The sequence below is a fragment of the Parasphingorhabdus cellanae genome (assembly GCF_017498565.1).
Taxonomy (GTDB): Bacteria; Pseudomonadota; Alphaproteobacteria; order Sphingomonadales; family Sphingomonadaceae; genus Parasphingorhabdus; species Parasphingorhabdus cellanae.
Genome location: NZ_CP071794.1, coordinates 122,075 through 138,063 on the forward strand (window position 1 = coordinate 122,075; position 15,989 = coordinate 138,063).

Sequence of the window (15,989 nt, forward strand, 5' to 3'; positions counted from 1 at the left end):
CATGAGTGCGGAAATCATCTCGGCTGCATCAGCAGCTTCCGTCGCCGCAGGCAATGCTAGCCCCGCTAGGGTTGTTGACCTGCAAAACCATAATATCAACAGCTCCGCAGGAACGGGACCGTCCCCTGCTGAACAATCGCGTTTCGATGCGGCTATGGACCGGATCAGCAGCATTAACGGTACGGCCTCAACTACCGGCATGCCAAAAGCAATGTCGGGAATGATCGGCGCGCTCGACAAGGTGAATGTGCAGGCCAAATCTGTTTCTGACTACGCCAAAGGCGCAGAAGCCAGTGGTGGATCGTTGACGCCGGGCGAGATTGTCAATTTGACGATGCGATGTCAGGAATTTATGTTCCAGTGTCAGCTTACATCCAACATCGCCAATCGCAGTGCTGACGGTGTTCAGCAGTTGTTCCGGCAGCAGGGATAGCGATATGGGCGCTGCGGTTTTGGGATTTGCAAGATGGCTTTTGGCGTTGGTGCTTGCTGTCTCTTTGGCTGCCTGTTCGGAACAGGAACTGCATCGCGATCTGTCTGAGGGGCAGGCGAATGAAGTTGTGGCCGTATTATCGGAAGCTGGCATATCGGCAAGCAAGCATGCGATGGAAGATAATGTCTGGTCTGTCGCTGTCGCACAGGATGATTTTGCGAGATCCGTACAATTGCTTCGCTCAAATGGTCTGCCGCGGCAGACCTACGATAATTTGGGCAGTGTTTTCAAAAAAGAAGGTTTCACGTCCTCTCCGTTGGAAGAGCGAGCACGGTTGATCTACGGCTTGTCTCAAGAGCTGTCTCATACGATTAGCGAAATTGATGGTGTCGTTCAGTCACGTGTACACTTGACCCTGCCCGAGCCTGACCCGTTGTCGCGGGAGGTGAAGCCGTCATCTGCTTCGGTTTTTATAAAATATCGCCCAGGCTTTGATCTTGATAACCAGACGTCTTCTGTAAAATCGCTGGTAGCCAATAGTATTGAGGGACTGACTTACGAAAAAGTCTCGGTAGTTATGGTCCCTGGCAAGGCGATAGCCCAACCTGCAGCAGCGGCATGGACGCCCGATTTCGGTTGGTTGCGCTGGGCGGCGATAGTCGGCGCGATTGGATTAACGTTGTTTGCTTCATGGCGGTTCGTCAGGACGCGCCGCCGCCACAGTGCCCGTAATCTTTCATCACAAAGAGATCCGGTAACGGAAAAAGCCTATGCTTCCACCAAACGCAGCTGAAGTCGGCACTGATGCGCCAGGCCGCGGCCGTCTGTCGCGTAAGATGCTGATCCGGAAATATCGACTAGTTGATGGCGGCCCGCCAATGACGCGGGCCGCTCGCTTTGCAAACCGGTTCATGGACAATGATGATCGTATGAGTTTTGCAGATTTGGCTGCTCTGCCATTATGGTCGGCTGATCCAAACGCTGATCGGCAGGAATTGTCTTATGCTGCTGGACTGCTTTGTTTTCGTCCCCAACTGGATCAAGAGCTGGATGGTATAGCTCTTCGTACTGTTACGGATGGAGTTGGCGAGCAGTTGTTCGACCGGATCATGGAAGCACCGAGGCCAACCACATCGAACATTATGCCGCTCGACCAGCCACTTCCAACTCCTGACGAAATATCCCGCTGTGGGGCGGCGTTGATGGACCGGGCGGCTCGTTCATGTTCGGATGATCGCGCGGCTGATGTTCCATGCAGTGCTGTAACATCCCAAGAGGCCCGGGCGATCTGTGATTTGGCTTATCAGCTCATTGAAACGGCGCCTGTTCCGTCGGACGCGGAGCGGGACTGATGGCCTATTCGCTTTTTCAAAGCCCAGACAAGGCGTTATTCGCAGACAAGCCGATCATAAAACAGGCCGATGCTGAAAATATATCAACTACTATTGAAATGCTGGCCGCAGCGGAACGGATCAAGAAAAAATATGATGCCGACCGAGCTCAGGCCGTGGAAGAAGGCTTTGCAGAAGGCCGCAAGGCTGCGCTGGAGGAGATGCAGAGCCACATCGCTGCTGCGGTCCTGCCCATTGCAAACGAGATAGCTGACCATCAGACGGTGCGGCAAAGAGATTTGGCTGCGCTTGCTTATGAAGCTGTTCATCACATTTTGGGCGCTATTCCCGAAGTCGAAAAAATGACAGCGCTGACAAAACGCGCCTTATCAAATCTAGAAATTGAAGATGTCGAAACCATTACCTTGTGCACCGGCGTTGCAGAAGAAGTAAAAAATGGCCTGTCGGATAACGCTTCCCGGTTGGTTCGGGCGGATAGCAGTTTGCAGGTTCACGATTGTATTATTCGCACGCGATCGGGTTCGGTCTTGTGCGGACTCGATTTGCAACTGGAAACACTCGGTGCTCGCTGGGGTCTAAAAACAGACGTAGCTGCAGGGATGCAAGGCGGATGAACGACATCATGGTGTTTCCCCAAAAAAAACTGGCAAAGGCCCACAGCAGCAGTTCCTTGTTAGAGGCTCTACGCGAGGCGCCGCTTGTAGAGCAACGTGGTAAGCTGGTCAGTGTACTTGGAACATCGTTGCGGGTAAAAGGGGTGCGAGCACATATCGGTGATTTGTGTGAGATCAAGACGCCTGGTTCTAGTGAGATAGTCTCCGCTGAAGTTGTGGGCTTTAACGACGGTTGCGCTATTCTAACACCGCTTGGGCCGGTTCGCGGCCTTGCTCCCGACAGTGAGATTATCTTGCGCGGTGGCCAGATGAAAGTGCCCTATGGTGATCACTTGTTGGGCAGGGTCTATGACGCTGCGCTGCAACCGATCGATGGCCTTGGACCAGTTTCGCGCCAACCCGCACGTGGTTTGCGTGGCGAACCGCCAAACCCGATGGAGCGAGAACCCATTTCGGCGATTTTTGAAACGGGGGTACGCGCAATTGATGGATTAATGACGCTTGGGCAAGGACAACGCATCGGAATTTTTGCCGCAGCCGGTAGCGGGAAAAGCACTCTGCTTGGGATGTTAGCCCGTCATGCACAGGCCGATGCTTTCGTAATCGCCTTGATCGGGGAACGCGGTCGTGAAGTGCGCGAATTTGTCGAAGATGTACTAGGCCCGAAAGGGTTGGCTAAAGCGATTGTCATAGCCGCGACCTCCGACCGTCCTGCGATGGAACGGGTGCGGGCAGCCGAGGCGGCGACCGCAGTAGCCGAGGGCTTGCGTGATCAGGGCAAACAAGTGGTTTTGATGATGGACAGCGTCACGCGTTTCGCCCGCGCGCATCGCGAAATCGGTCTGGCCGCGGGCGAGCCGCCAGTCAGGCGAGGGTTTCCGCCGTCGATATTTGCCGAACTGCCGCAACTTTTTGAACGAGCGGGGACAGCGCGAACGGGATCGATTACTGGTCTGTATACGGTGTTGCTGGAAGATGAGGATGGTGATCCCATTGGCGAGGAAGTGCGATCGCTTTTGGATGGCCATATTCATCTGTCTCGCAAATTGGCTTCCAGCGGCCATTTCCCGGCGATTGACGTCCCCAATAGCTTGTCTCGACTAGCAGGGAGGCTGGTCGGTGCTGGTCAGGCTGAAGCAGCTAGACGTATGCGGGCCATGCTGTCCCGTTTGGCTGATATTGAACTGCTTATCCAGATGGGTGAATATCAACCGGGGCAAGACGCGCTTGCCGATACTGCATTGGCGGCGCGCGCTGGCATCAACAATTTTTTACGTCAGCCTATAGACGAAAAATCCAGTGCGGCAGAAAGTAGCGCTTTGATGCGCAACTTAACTGAGGCGGTCGATGCCTGAGCTTGACTTCATAAGTTTGCAAAAAATTGGTGCTCTTCGCCGAAGGCGCAGCGAAAGGAAGCTGAAAGAGGCAAAAGCTGCTTTGATTGAAGCGGAAACAGCGCGAAATTTGGCCGCGCAAAATTTGGAAGACCACCAGAAGCAAATGCTTGCAGCTCAGCAACATAGCTATGCTAATCCTGCGCTGGAGCAAGCCTGGATATGGCAAGAGATCTCCGAGCAGAAGCAGCAGGAAGCGGCTGTCCATCATGACGCCATGTGCGATTCAGAACAGCAATGCGAGAGTGGTTTGAAGCAAGCGGCACAGGCCTTGTTAAAGGCGCAAGTAAAATTGGATGGCTTGCAAAACCTCCGTCGAATGCAGCAAAAGGCCGAGGAACGGAAAGCCGAAGATAATCTTGCTGAAGAAATACAGGATGGTTCGCGTCATCGACCAGAGACATCATGACGATCAACCATGATCCCTCCGCCAATCGGTTTGGGCCACCATCGCCGCGGTCATCTTCGTCACAACAAAAGGCGTCTCCGCAGAATCAAAGTCAGTTTGAACGGTCTTTGCATCAGCATCAAGACCATGATGCCCGTTCACAAAATCTGGGTAAACCAACGGTGAGCCACAATGATGATGGCGGGGCGGAGCAAAAAAAGAATAGAGCTAGCGCCGACCACCAAAAAAAAGGTGGTGCAGAAAAAGGCAGGGCGCACGATACAGATGCGGAAATTTTCGCTTGGAGCGGGATAGCTCAGGGTAGCAACCCGTTCCAAAGTGGAAGGGAGATAGCTGCTCAAAGCGCGCCAGCCGGGCAAATCGACATGGAGTTCAAAGCCCAGATTGATCGCATGGCCGCCGCCATTGCCGAACAGGTACAACGCGGGCAGCAAAGCCAATTTACTTTGCAGTTTGCTGGCGGACTTCCGATTGAAAGTGCGGTGTTAGCCCGCTCGGCGACGGGCTATATTTCCATTGTTTTGATCGCACGGCCAGGTGCCCTGGGGGCAAATGATCGTAAATTGCTACGCCGTGAGCTAAAAGATCGTTTGCAACAACATCCAATCAAACTGGCTGAGATTAGTTTTGCCGGCAAATCTGGTTAACCCGTTGGCTTTGTTTATCGAAGCAAGCGGCCAAGGCCAAATGCTCCTGCCAATCCGACACCACTCGCTAAAGCGATCAATCCGTAACTGAACTCATTTTCTCCAGATTTTTCGGTTGCTGATGCCAACCGTTCTTCAGGTTGATCAGGCTTTGCGTCGCTGGCGTCACTCGTCTCGCGCGGCTGAAAACCTCGACTGTCCGTCAATATCATCTTATCGAGATCCATGCCGGCTGCCCGGGCACCCTGCTTTATGGCTGCCTTCACTTTATCCAGTTGCGCAGGATCGGATTGGGTCGCCTCTACATAGCCGCCAATCAAAGCCGCTTGAACAAGATAGGCATCGGCAAGTTCTTGCTTTTGGGCATCTGTAGCACCCATAAATTGTGGCGTTGAAAGCAGGGCCGTTGTCGCTTGTTGCTGAACCGGTGACACAAGACCTCGGGTTAGGTCACGGTTAGTGCCTTGCGCACCATCCCAGGCAGTGATCCACCATATTGTGTAGGCATCGGCGACATTATTGACCGAAAGTCCCGCGCTCGACACTTCCCGGCTGATAAGTCCGATGACATCATTTTGTGTAAGCATCTGCTCGAGTTGAGTCGCGCCAGCGGGGTCTGCCTTGCGGGTTTTTTTGACGAAATTTGCAAAGTTTTTCTTACGCTGCTGCATCGATGGTTCGTATTGAAGCGCCGCTTTTTGTTGGCCAGCGCTGAATGGGGCTCTTTGCGCTGTGCCTGGCACCGGGGTGCGTGCTGATTTTCTCGCTTTTTTGGTCACGCCTTTCATCACTGCGCCATGAACGCCAGCGTCGATGAAACCACCACCAATATCGAACTGCGCGTGGGCCGGAGAAAGGCCAAAAAGCCCGGCGGCTAAAACAGATAACGTGGCTAAAAATTTTGAAGGATATTTTCGCATGTTCTCAGCTCCAGATAGTTCTCGATCAGTTGAGATTCGACTCGGAATTTAACAACGCAACATGTTTTGAAAAGCTGCCAGAGATGAGATGAATATAAACTGAGTACCAACACCGCCATCTCACTATATCTGGCTGAAATATAATCTAGAATGCACACGTAAAAAGCCCAGGGACATGCCCCGGGCTTTTCGATTGTTTGTGTGATTATTATTGCTTGCGAGCCATTTGAGACATCGCTTCCCCGATCGCTTTAATCGCTGTGCTGGTCGCGTTGAACATCATCGAGAATTGCTGAGACTTGGCACCAAATTTGGCGGTCAGGCTTGGCGTATCATCGCTGATTTGACCGGCCATTTCTTCCAGTTCCTTGGCTTGTTTGTCCAGCTGTTTGCCCAGAACCTCGGCAATAGCCATCAACCAGCTGCCACCCTTGCCGCCTGCTCTGGCTTCTTTGGCATCTTTACCTTCTGACAGACTGGACACGAAGTCGTTTAAGTCGCTCATCGCATTACGCTCGAGAATGCCTTGTTGGCTTGGCGAAAGGCCGAACATATCGCCGACTTGGGATACGGCGTCGCCGATAGAAGTTGGCATACCTTGCGTGCCAGAAGCTAGAGCAAAGGTGTTTTGCGCCGCAGAGATCATGGATGGTGGAAGGCCCATCATTTGACCCAATTGAGCGATGGCTGTTTGCGCAATGGCGCTGCCAATCATCTGTGTTGCTAAAGAAGCCCAACCAGCTGGACCCATGGCAAGCTGTGCCAGGTTCATAGGATTGACCATAGATTTGAAAATTCCACCGATACCCATTTCATTTCTCCTTTAAAAATACAGCTGCCGGGGCCATTGGGCTGATCCGGGAGGAAAGGATGTCATATCTCTTTCCGTCGTCCATCCTTATGCATGGATTCGAAAAGCCTTTCCCTCGGCATAATGCTTAGAACCCCTCATCATTATGCTTAGGATCAGTGGTCGTTTCGCTGACTGACGCTTTGATAGTCTATGGATATAGCTTCGTTTAAAGGCGCTATGCTGAGAGCAAGTGTCTGTAAACAGGGCAATTGGGGGACTATGATATGACAATGGCATTGGCGATTTATGGTGGGGGTGGGTTGCCGCTTTCATTAGGAACGGCTTCCGTCAACACAATGAACGGGCATTTGACAATTGAAGCCAGCAACCCCCTTCCGGCAACTTCTATAACACAGGCCGCCCTACCGATAACGATGGATGTACAACTGGCAGCGGTGGATTCTATTACACGGTCGCCGGATATTGCATGGCAGGCTCAAAATATTGCCACGGGTATAGCGGCTATTAATCTGGACGGAGACTACCGACTGCTGATCGACGAGATGGCAGGGTCTTTAACTATCCATCACGGACAAAGCGGAGCCGTAACCCATATCTGGGGCGCAGTTGACCTTCTTCAGGATCAAACAGGCGCGTTGCGTTTTTGGGCTGACATGACATTTACGCTACGGGACAATACCAAGATAACAGTCCAAACGGCTGCTGCTTCCGATCATCCCGATCTGTATATATTGGAGCGTGTTGTTATAACAAAAAACTATCGTGCAGTCATCATAACCGGTGTTGGCAACGCGACTAGAAGTGACTTGGCCATAGACAGTAATTTTAATGGGCGGCTTGAAGATTTGGTGACGGCTGATGGCTATATTGTGAGAGAAAATAGCAGCGGGACAGGCTGGGTCCAGTCCGCTACTGGTGAAGCAGTGAGTCAGGTCGATCTGGATAAGACAGCGCCAGATGGCGAGTATGGACCGAGCCGACACCACTATAGTCTTGATGATGTAAGTCGGCTTTTCAATCGATTTCTAAACAATTCAGCTGCCAGTCTTGGCTATAGTCTGACCGCCAATGCTGACATCCGCCATGAATCAAATTCCGCAGACCAAAACTACCGCTTGCAAGAGATTCTGGCGGCTAAAGATCGCAGCCAAGTCTCTGCACTACAAAATACAGATCAGTTGACGGGATGAAATAACAGGCCAGCCAAGGCCACAAGACCGCGTGAACCGTCGACCTCCAACTTACCAATGGCGTTGTTTAAATGCGTTCTGACTGTGTTGTCGTGAATATTGAGTAGGCTGGCGATGTCCGCGTTGGATCGACCCCAACCCAAAAAACGCATCACAGCGGCCTCGGTTCGCGATAATGTTTGCAGTGGACCAAGATAGCTTTCCGGTACGCGCCACCCTTCGACCTGAAATTCACCGATGCGCAATTCCTTTTGGGCTGCATCAGTTGCTTGTTCATTATCCTTGATACGTGCGATCAGAGCCGCGAGTTGTTCGATATCATCAACCCCGGTTCCTTGACGTTCCGGTGTGGTGGTCCTCTGCTCCTGTGCAGAGGATGCAATTCCGCCTGATGGACGCTGATCGGTCATTGCGCATTCTCGACCGCTAAGGAGGCTTTTTCTATTGTTGCCAATACGCTCTCAAAATCTTCTGGGCTTTTTCCATCGCCAACGGCATCATCTATGGCATGCACCAAATGCTCGACCGAATAAGCAGCAGGCCGCGCACCCAGTAACGTAGCGCTGCGCTCAGCAAATTGATGTAAAGCGGCGGTCAGTCTGACTGCTTCTGATCCATTGGCAGATAAGTCGCGGGAAAGAGATCCCGATAGCGCCTCTATTTCATATAAATCGTTGGCTGTGATAAAATTCTTGCCACGCCGCCTATCACTCTGGTCATCCTGTGCCGCAAGATTGAGCGTATCAGCGACATGCCCGGCAATTTGTGCCGCCAATGACGATAAGGCGGCTCCTGCGCGGCTGCCACTGCCGCGACCTGACAGGCGCAATGCGCTAACCCCGCTTAAACCGGTACGAATATCATTGCTCATGGCGCTAGAATAACCGTTCACTCATTTCATTACAATCTTTTGCGACGATTAGAGCCGCCTTTCCGCCTCGCGCATAGTCATAACGATTAGCTGGTCTAAGCATAATGTTGAGTGACGACTGGTCGGTTTAATGACACCTTTCATCTAATGGCTCGGCGAGCATGAGCCGTCACAAGTGACCAAAAAGGATGCAGCCATGACCCCAACGAATCCCGCGCAGAATAATTTTCTCACTCTTGCTTCGCCTCTGACGCCGGTGCAACTGATGAACGGCATGCAGCTTAATCTTGCTGCCGGTATCATGGGACAATTTTTCAACCCGCTCAACGCTGGTCCTTTTGCTGGTGGTATGTTGCCGATGATGCTTGGCTTGCGCTGTTTCTCTGGCATGCCGGGTTGTGGTGTCTTGCCAGGCGGCTGTATTCCACCATTTACACCTTGTCCCATGCCGGATGTTCAGCCGCAACAGCAATGGACGGCACAAATGACCGGAACGGGTACTGCGGATGTCGATCTTGGTGATGGATATACCCTGCAGTTTAACGAGAAAAACAGTGAGATTTTCATTCTCAATGAAAATACTGGCGAGAAAACACGAATTTGGGGTGATCCCCATGTTGATGTAGATGGCAAGCGCGCTTTTGATTTTTGGGGCACGACTACGTTTACATTGGAGAATGGCACAAAAATTACGATCAATACCGAGCAGTGGAACGGTAATCCCAATATGTACGTCGCCAGTCAGGTTGTCGTGACCAAAGGTTCAAACGCACTGGTTGTTGATGGTATTAGCCAGAACCAGCTTGGCGATCTTGAAATGACGATGTCGAACAATGGCTACAGTGTCGATGCCGCCCACCGCGATGGTTATGTTTTGCATGAAAATGATTGCGGTTCCGGTTGGAATTCCGAATTGACGGGTGAGCTGGCGACCCAGCAAGACCTCAATGCCACCCGCCCGGGCGGGGAATATGGGCCTGGTAGCGAATTACCAAGTCTGGGTGAGCTGGGCAGTTTTCTTGGTAATTTTCTGATGTTTGGCATGTTGTTTAATCTACCGCAAACAGATGCTGCTCAAGCCGAGTTTGCGCGCTTGATGCCGCAGCTGTTTGACGCGTAACCATAGCGGCTTTCGATATCGCTCGTAGGATAAGCATGTCTTTAGGGCAGTAATGAAAACGGGGTGGTTGTTGCCGTTGCCTATAAGCGATTCGACTAGGCTTATCATCGGATCGCTTATGCGGCTTCGCGCAACAATGATCTATATTATGATTATATTTTGGTTCCATTGGGTAGGAGAGAGACATGCATACGCCAGGAATAGGCGCCGCCGCTAAAACAGCCGCGAATACGATCCAGAACGCCAGCATCAGAGCGATTGAAGCGAGAGTGAACAACCTGAGTCCGGCAGAATCGCAAGTAGTAAAGGCCCAGTTCAATAACACCGCTGCTGCCCAAACCGCTACACGAAACCAGCAGGACCCGGCAGTAACGGAATTGCTCGAATTCACCATCCAGAATGCTGGTACAACCTTTGGAAACAGCACGGCCTTTACTATTGAAAGTGTTCTCGGTGACTCATCTCTGAGCCAGGCTCAGAAAGACGAATATATTGCGCGGTTGGTGGAGATTTCGCGATTGGATAATCACACTACCCTGGAAGGGCATCAAATGACGCCGCAGGCCGCATCGAACATCCGAGAGGCGTTTGAGTATATCGGCGATGGCGAAGCCTTGGTCAATGGTGACCAGGCACGCGGACAGCTCCAGGATTCCATTGCACGCAGTGCTGATAATGGCCGTTTGAGCGCTACGGACCTCCATGGCCTGTTTAATCCTAACACATCTACAGCGTCGCTAGGACGCAGTGCATCCTCCGACGGATTGCGCTCTCTACTCACCGGTATTACCAACGGCGATACATTGGACAGTCTTGCCGGTAAGCTGCTGACCGATGCGCAAAGGCTGGGTTACGATCAAACAGGTCCTGGCGTTGATCAGTTGCTCGCCGCAGCAGATGTTGCCAATATGGCGGCAGCCAATGGCAGAACCCGAGCCGCCAATTTGGTAATGAATGAAATTGGGCGCCATAGCGACCTAAACACGCAAGTTGGCGACAGAAGCTTGGTCGAGCAGCTCTTGGCTGTATCCACTCGCGACAGTTTTGAGGGTCGAAATACGCCTCCCGGTCATAGCGCGGTAGAAGTTCTGTCAACGCTCATCAATGCTGCGTCTACATCGACCAACACGCAACGGCAGCGTCAGGCCGATGAACTGTTTGCGACGCTAGTTCGCTCCGCTGATGGCGAGTATAGCAATGGCCTTGGTTCAAGCGACAATCAAGAAATCGCATTCAATCAGCTGGGTGAATATTTCAATGCCAATATCACCCGGCTTGTTGAAGGTGACTGGCGGAATGCGAATCCCAATAGCGGGCTTGCGGCAACAAGGGTGGTCCAGGATTTCGTCCGTAATGTGCTACTTGATCCGTCATTTTCAGATTTAGAAGCAACGGCTGATGCCATAACGGACGAAATGTTCAGACTGTCCAACGTCATTCTTAATGAAAGCCTTCCGCCCAATATCCGTCAAAATGCAGCAGCGACTTTTGGAGTGCTTTTGGGTTCCATTCAAGAGGGCGGCCGGCAATATGTTGCTGACGCGCGCGGGAATGCCCAAACAGAAATTGACAATGTTCGGGTCTTTACTGACTTTTTGACCAGTCAAGCGATCAGTAAAATCGGCGGCCCGGTTGGAGGGCCAATCGGTAATTTGATAGTCGGGCAGGGGACCGATCGTCTTGAAAGCCTATTGGTAGACCGCGCTGAAAATATCGCACGGAACGAGTTTGAAGAAACCGGCGGACCACTTGTGGAGTTCGGACAGATTTTGCGCTCCGCACTTAATGGTCTGGACGACTCCTATCTTGGGCCACTGGACGACCGGCTTGATCAATTTTATGATGGACCCGAAGGTTAGCATCTCGCTCTAGATCAACTTGAATTATTTTCGCATAGGCGCCTGGCTGGCAAGCTATTGTGGATATTTTAGCGCGTCATCAGACCTATCGTTGGTGAACCAATACATGCTGCCACATTGCGACTCACCTGAAGAGATATGACTGCGCGTATTTTGGCGATCTGCCGGATTATCGTGCTCTTAACATCTCAGATTTTTGCCTTACCGATGAAGGAAAAAGCCTGGGGGCCGAAGAATAGCTTTTTCAAAAGCCTTGATTTTTAGAAAAAATGGCTCCCCGGGACGGATTCGAACCATCGGCCAATCGATTAACAGTCGATTGCTCTACCACTGAGCTACCGGGGAATAGAAGCGATTTGCATCACAACGAGCGCGGCTATAGCAACGTCATTCGCACCCGGCAAGCCATCAAACAACAAATTGTTCCATAGCAATTCGGTCGTCCAGCGCATGTTCGGGATCAAATAACATGGAAAGTGTCTGGTTGCGATCAATGGAGACAGTCACCTTGGCGACATCACGTACTTCCTGCTGGTCTCCAACCGCACTGACAGGCCGTTTTTCCGCGTTTAGAACTTTGATACTGATCGGCATTTTGTCGGGCAAAATAGCGCCTTTCCAGCGCCGTGGTCGGAAGGGACTGATCGGCGTCAATGCCAATAGATTTGATCCTAGCGGCAATATCGGTCCATTTGCTGATAAATTATAGGCGGTTGAACCTGCTGGTGTTGCGATCAAAACACCATCGCAGACAAGCTCTTCCAACATGATTCGGTTGTTGACTTCAATCTCAAGTTTTGCGGTTTGCCGGGTTTCTCTCAACAACGATACTTCGTTAATCGCAGGTAATACAAAGCTGGCACCGGAAATGGTTTCGACCTCCATTTTTAAAGGCCGCACTTTAAACGGTCTGGCGCTCTCAATACGCCGGGTCAAATCATCTTCATGCCAATTGTTCATCAGAAAACCGACTGTGCCGAGGTTCATTCCATAAACAGGCATGATTTTACGCCGATTTAGCATCTGATGTAAGGTTTGCAGCATGAAACCATCGCCGCCCAGTACTACCGCCTGATCAGCATCGTCAATTGATACCCAGTCCATCAAAGGCTTGAGCTTTTCTCCCGCCTCCTGAGCCTGCGGGGTAGGGGACACAATCAGTGCCCATTTTGTTTCGCTCATCCGCCTGTGACGTTCATGTGACGCTCCAATATATCTGCGGACCCGTCTAACTGCGCATTAAAATCATGTCGTAACGGTTTGAGCTTCAAAGCTTTCTGAAGTAACCGGTCGACAGCCTCGATGCCCTCATTGCGCACTGCTGCGCGTAAATCAACATGCGCATTGTGGCCGAGACACATAAATATCTTACCATCCGTTGTCAGGCGAAGCCGATTGCAATTATCGCAAAAATTTTGACTGAGTGGTGTAATCAGACCAAGTCGGAGGCCCAAGGGCTCGATGGCCATATAACGGGCTGGTCCAGAGCTTTTATGGGCAATTGGATTTGCCGAATATCGGGCCAAGAGCGGCGCGATAAATTCCTCGGCGGAAATATGTTCCAGCTTCCGATCTGCGCCGACATCGCCCAGTGGCATAGTTTCGATGACTGTCAGGTCATGACCGTTTTTGGAACAATATTCGGCCATCGGTAACAAGGCTTCCTGATTGAATCCGCGCAGTGCAACCATGTTAATTTTAATGTGAATACCGGCCTGCTTGGCGGCCTCTATGCCACCTAAAACCTGCTCAACTTTTCCGCCGCGGGTTATCTCCGCAAAGTCTGCCGGATCGAGCGTATCCATACTGACATTGATCCGCCGTACGTGACTGGCAGCCAAATGGCTTGCATATTCATTCAGCAGTGTCCCGTTGGTTGTCAGTGTCAACTCCTCCAAGTCTCCAGATTTTACTTTGCGTCCAAGTCGTTGGATCACATCACTCATATCCCGTCTAACCAAAGGCTCGCCGCCTGTAAGCCTGATTTTTTTGACACCATGACCAATGAAACGTTCGGCAATTAGGGTGATTTCTTCGAGCGTAAGTAACTCGGTTTTTGGCATGAAAGTCATATTTTCTGACATGCAATATTGGCAACGAAAATTGCATCGGTCGGTAACCGATATGCGTAAATAGTCGATTTTACGGCCAAATCCGTCCAACATCACCATATTCCATTCATTTGCTGGCTAAAATCCTAGCGTTTTGTTCACATGCAGGCAACGGCCTATAAAGATTTAGCCGCTATGGAAAAGGATAGGAATATTTGCATTTTGCCAAAGCGGTTCATTTCAAAGAAACGGGGATATCGAAAGTCATTCAAAAGTCGCAATCACTATCGGGGCAGGTGGATTTAACAAATCTGTTTCTATTGTCGTTCCATGACCGCGATCCGTTGGCCTCACGAGTGTCTGCGGGCGGTTGGTATGTTAGCTCTGCTCGACGCAAAGATGGTTTGAGAGGTCGGTTTCTATCTTCCAACGCCCTGATTGCGCTGGTTGATTTGCGCGATGCAGTTGATGATGGGTTGGCTGCGATTGCTGAGTTAGCGGGGCTGGACGAACAACGCCGCATCGCGATTCTCGCTTTGGCAGATCAGAGCGGGCAGGGGAATATTGCTGCGAAATGTTATGATGCCGGTGCTACCCATTTTCTGGATATTGCCAATCCGTATGCCGATCTTGAGCAAGCCATAAAATTTGCTTATCGCTATGTTGAAAATGTGCATGGAGGAGCAAAAGCTACCAATGATTTCAACAGATTGTTGATACAAGCGGGGGAGCAATGGTCATTCTCAAAACTTGCTATCAGTCAAAACTGGATCAGCGAAAAATTGAGATCAAACCTTTCTGCGGTTAATTTTGACATTTATCCTGTCACAGGAATTTATCGAATTTTAGCGGCCGAGGAGCGCTTGCGCGTCCGCGGTGCGATGGGGCGCTTGCGCGCAGGAGCAACGCAGGCCGCTGTAGCTCACCTGCTGCACGGCGAGAAGATTATTCATCACTTGCATGATTCGGGAGACAAAATTCAAGGAAGCCTTGAACGTGTCAGCGACAATGAAACAGATCTTGGTTGGACCGGGCGAGATTTGCTGTCAGGTTTGCGCAATGGTTCCGCCGCTAGAAATTGGATGCGCCGCCGTCTTGCGAACCATCATAAGATCGGCCTAGTCATGTTTGGCTTAAAGAATTTTGCGACAATCAATGCGGCTTATGGGCGCGCCATTGGTGACGAAATTATGCGCCGGATCGGTCAACGACTAATTACAGAAACGATGGCTCATCCTCTCGATAATTGTCTCGTGGCCAGAATGGACGGGCAGAATTTTGTTGTGGCTACGCAACTGGAAAGTGCCAGTGACGAGATAGCCAATACATACACAGATTATGCTGAAGAATTGTTGAGTAAAGTCTTTGCACCCATTTCAATCGAAGCACGTGATATCGGGTTGGTGGCGCGGGCAGGAGTTGCTATTTCAGAAGAGTCAGCGGATGAAACACTGTTAGTCAGACGCGCAACACTCGCTTTGGCAGAGGCAATGCTATCTGATGCATTGCCCTTGCGTGTAAGCAATTCCTCTGAGAAAAATATCCTGCTAGAACAGCAATTAGAGGCTGATTTGGTTCACGCGCTAGAGCGTGGGGATATAGCGATTGCGCTGCAACCGCAGATCAAAGTGAGAACCGGGCAGTTGGTAGGCGCCGAGGCCTTGGCGCGTTGGGACCATCCGACACTCGGATTTCTGGGTGCGGCGACTTTATTTTCAGTAGCGGAGCGCGCTGGTTTAATGGAGCTGTTATCTTCGCATATTCATAAACTTGCTTTCGAAACGGCAGGCCAATGGCCCGAAAGTCTGTCTTTTTTACGGCTGTCCATTAATATCACCGCCGGCGACCTTGCGAATGCTGATTTCGTTAAAAATATGATGCGGGGTATTGATCATGCCGGATTTGAAGCTGCACGAACAACGCTGGAAATAACCGAAAGCGAGCTAATTGGCGACCTTAAGAGCGCCGCACGGCGTCTTGCTGCGTTACAGGAGCAGGGACTGCAAATCGCTATTGATGATTTTGGAACAGGCTATAGCAGTTTAGCCTATTTGAAAAATTTACCACTCGATTATCTTAAGATTGATAGCGGTTTGACAAGCGATATCAGCGGTTCGTCAAAAGACCAGGTGGTGGTCAAATCGATCATCAAAATGGGGCACAGTCTAGGTTTATCGGTCATTGCCGAAGGCGTCGAAACAGAGGCTCAGCTGGCAACACTTGCGGATCAAGGCTGTGAATATTTCCAAGGATTTCTGCGTTCTGGACCTATTTCAGCCGAGGAGTTTGAAATATTTGCATTGCTGAGCAACTGA

At 51.0% G+C, this 15,989-nt stretch carries 17 protein-coding genes and 1 tRNA gene; 11 read left to right on the forward strand and 7 right to left on the reverse strand.

Annotated features, from left to right (window positions below; genetic code table 11):
• Position 1: 1 nt before the first annotated feature.
• Genes J4G78_RS00560 through J4G78_RS00590 form a run of 7 tightly spaced genes read left to right on the forward strand, consistent with a single transcriptional unit; the run spans position 2 to position 4,849 of the window.
• Complete coding sequence (locus J4G78_RS00560; RefSeq protein WP_243457169.1) at positions 2–433, forward strand: hypothetical protein; 432 nt, start codon at positions 2–4, stop codon at positions 431–433.
• Positions 434–437: 4 nt separating this feature from the next.
• A complete protein-coding gene (sctJ, locus tag J4G78_RS00565) occupies positions 438–1,226 on the forward strand; it encodes a type III secretion system inner membrane ring lipoprotein SctJ (RefSeq protein WP_207987958.1) in 789 nt (262 codons plus the stop codon).
• The gene (locus J4G78_RS00570) at positions 1,204–1,785 is read left to right on the forward strand and encodes a hypothetical protein (RefSeq protein WP_207987959.1); all 582 of its coding nucleotides are present in this window, start codon (positions 1,204–1,206) and stop codon (positions 1,783–1,785) included. Before sctJ ends, J4G78_RS00570 begins: the two co-directional genes overlap by 23 nt.
• Complete coding sequence (locus J4G78_RS00575) at positions 1,785–2,399, forward strand: FliH/SctL family protein (protein WP_207987960.1); 615 nt, start codon at positions 1,785–1,787, stop codon at positions 2,397–2,399. Before J4G78_RS00570 ends, J4G78_RS00575 begins: the two co-directional genes overlap by 1 nt.
• Positions 2,396–3,754, forward strand: a complete 1,359-nt coding sequence (locus J4G78_RS00580; RefSeq protein WP_243457170.1) for a FliI/YscN family ATPase — start codon at positions 2,396–2,398, stop codon at positions 3,752–3,754. Before J4G78_RS00575 ends, J4G78_RS00580 begins: the two co-directional genes overlap by 4 nt.
• A complete protein-coding gene (locus tag J4G78_RS00585; RefSeq protein ID WP_207987961.1) occupies positions 3,747–4,202 on the forward strand; it encodes a hypothetical protein in 456 nt (151 codons plus the stop codon). Before J4G78_RS00580 ends, J4G78_RS00585 begins: the two co-directional genes overlap by 8 nt.
• A complete protein-coding gene (locus J4G78_RS00590; RefSeq protein ID WP_207987962.1) occupies positions 4,199–4,849 on the forward strand; it encodes a hypothetical protein in 651 nt (216 codons plus the stop codon). The genes J4G78_RS00585 and J4G78_RS00590 overlap by 4 nt, the downstream gene beginning before the upstream one ends.
• A gap of 14 nt (positions 4,850–4,863) precedes the next feature.
• Here the strand turns inward: J4G78_RS00590 and J4G78_RS00595 are convergent, their stop codons facing one another.
• Together J4G78_RS00595 and J4G78_RS00600 are read right to left on the reverse strand one after the other, a co-directional pair.
• Entirely contained in the window at positions 4,864–5,769 is a 906-nt protein-coding gene (locus J4G78_RS00595) for a DUF6683 family protein (protein ID WP_207987963.1), read from the reverse strand.
• Between the two features lie 208 nt (positions 5,770–5,977).
• Complete coding sequence (locus J4G78_RS00600) at positions 5,978–6,580, reverse strand: hypothetical protein (protein WP_207987964.1); 603 nt, start codon at positions 6,578–6,580, stop codon at positions 5,978–5,980.
• Positions 6,581–6,846: 266 nt separating this feature from the next.
• Between J4G78_RS00600 and J4G78_RS00605 the strand changes: the two genes are divergently transcribed.
• Positions 6,847–7,773 carry a DUF1521 domain-containing protein gene (locus J4G78_RS00605; protein WP_207987965.1) on the forward strand — a complete coding sequence of 309 codons (927 nt, stop codon included), beginning with the start codon at positions 6,847–6,849 and terminating at the stop codon, positions 7,771–7,773.
• On the opposite strand, the gene J4G78_RS00610 is transcribed toward J4G78_RS00605, so the two are convergent.
• Positions 7,758–8,183 (reverse strand): LuxR C-terminal-related transcriptional regulator, encoded by a 426-nt coding sequence (locus tag J4G78_RS00610; RefSeq protein ID WP_207987966.1) that lies wholly within the window; start codon positions 8,181–8,183, stop codon positions 7,758–7,760. The genes J4G78_RS00605 and J4G78_RS00610 overlap by 16 nt on opposite strands.
• Complete coding sequence (locus tag J4G78_RS00615; protein ID WP_207987967.1) at positions 8,180–8,644, reverse strand: hypothetical protein; 465 nt, start codon at positions 8,642–8,644, stop codon at positions 8,180–8,182. Before J4G78_RS00615 ends, J4G78_RS00610 begins: the two co-directional genes overlap by 4 nt.
• Before the next feature lie 196 nt (positions 8,645–8,840).
• On the opposite strand from J4G78_RS00615, the gene J4G78_RS00620 reads away from it, so the two are divergent.
• Both J4G78_RS00620 and J4G78_RS00625 read left to right on the forward strand, forming a co-directional pair.
• Entirely contained in the window at positions 8,841–9,764 is a 924-nt protein-coding gene (locus J4G78_RS00620; RefSeq protein WP_207987968.1) for a DUF1521 domain-containing protein, read from the forward strand.
• A 185-nt stretch (positions 9,765–9,949) separates the two neighbouring features.
• Complete coding sequence (locus tag J4G78_RS00625; RefSeq protein WP_207987969.1) at positions 9,950–11,623, forward strand: hypothetical protein; 1,674 nt, start codon at positions 9,950–9,952, stop codon at positions 11,621–11,623.
• Positions 11,624–11,893: 270 nt separating this feature from the next.
• Here the strand turns inward: J4G78_RS00625 and J4G78_RS00630 are convergent.
• The 3 genes from J4G78_RS00630 to moaA all read right to left on the reverse strand — a co-directional run bounded on the left by J4G78_RS00630 (position 11,894) and on the right by moaA (position 13,788).
• Positions 11,894–11,968: transfer RNA gene (locus J4G78_RS00630), tRNA-Asn, on the reverse strand.
• 63 nt (positions 11,969–12,031) lie between these two features.
• Positions 12,032–12,805 carry an NAD kinase gene (locus tag J4G78_RS00635; RefSeq protein WP_207987970.1) on the reverse strand — a complete coding sequence of 258 codons (774 nt, stop codon included), beginning with the start codon at positions 12,803–12,805 and terminating at the stop codon, positions 12,032–12,034.
• Positions 12,802–13,788, reverse strand: a complete 987-nt coding sequence (gene moaA / locus J4G78_RS00640) for a GTP 3',8-cyclase MoaA (RefSeq protein WP_207987971.1) — start codon at positions 13,786–13,788, stop codon at positions 12,802–12,804. The genes J4G78_RS00635 and moaA overlap by 4 nt, the downstream gene beginning before the upstream one ends.
• Before the next feature lie 101 nt (positions 13,789–13,889).
• Here moaA and J4G78_RS00645 point away from each other — a divergent pair, with 101 nt between their 5' ends.
• Complete coding sequence (locus J4G78_RS00645; RefSeq protein WP_207987972.1) at positions 13,890–15,989, forward strand: putative bifunctional diguanylate cyclase/phosphodiesterase; 2,100 nt, start codon at positions 13,890–13,892, stop codon at positions 15,987–15,989.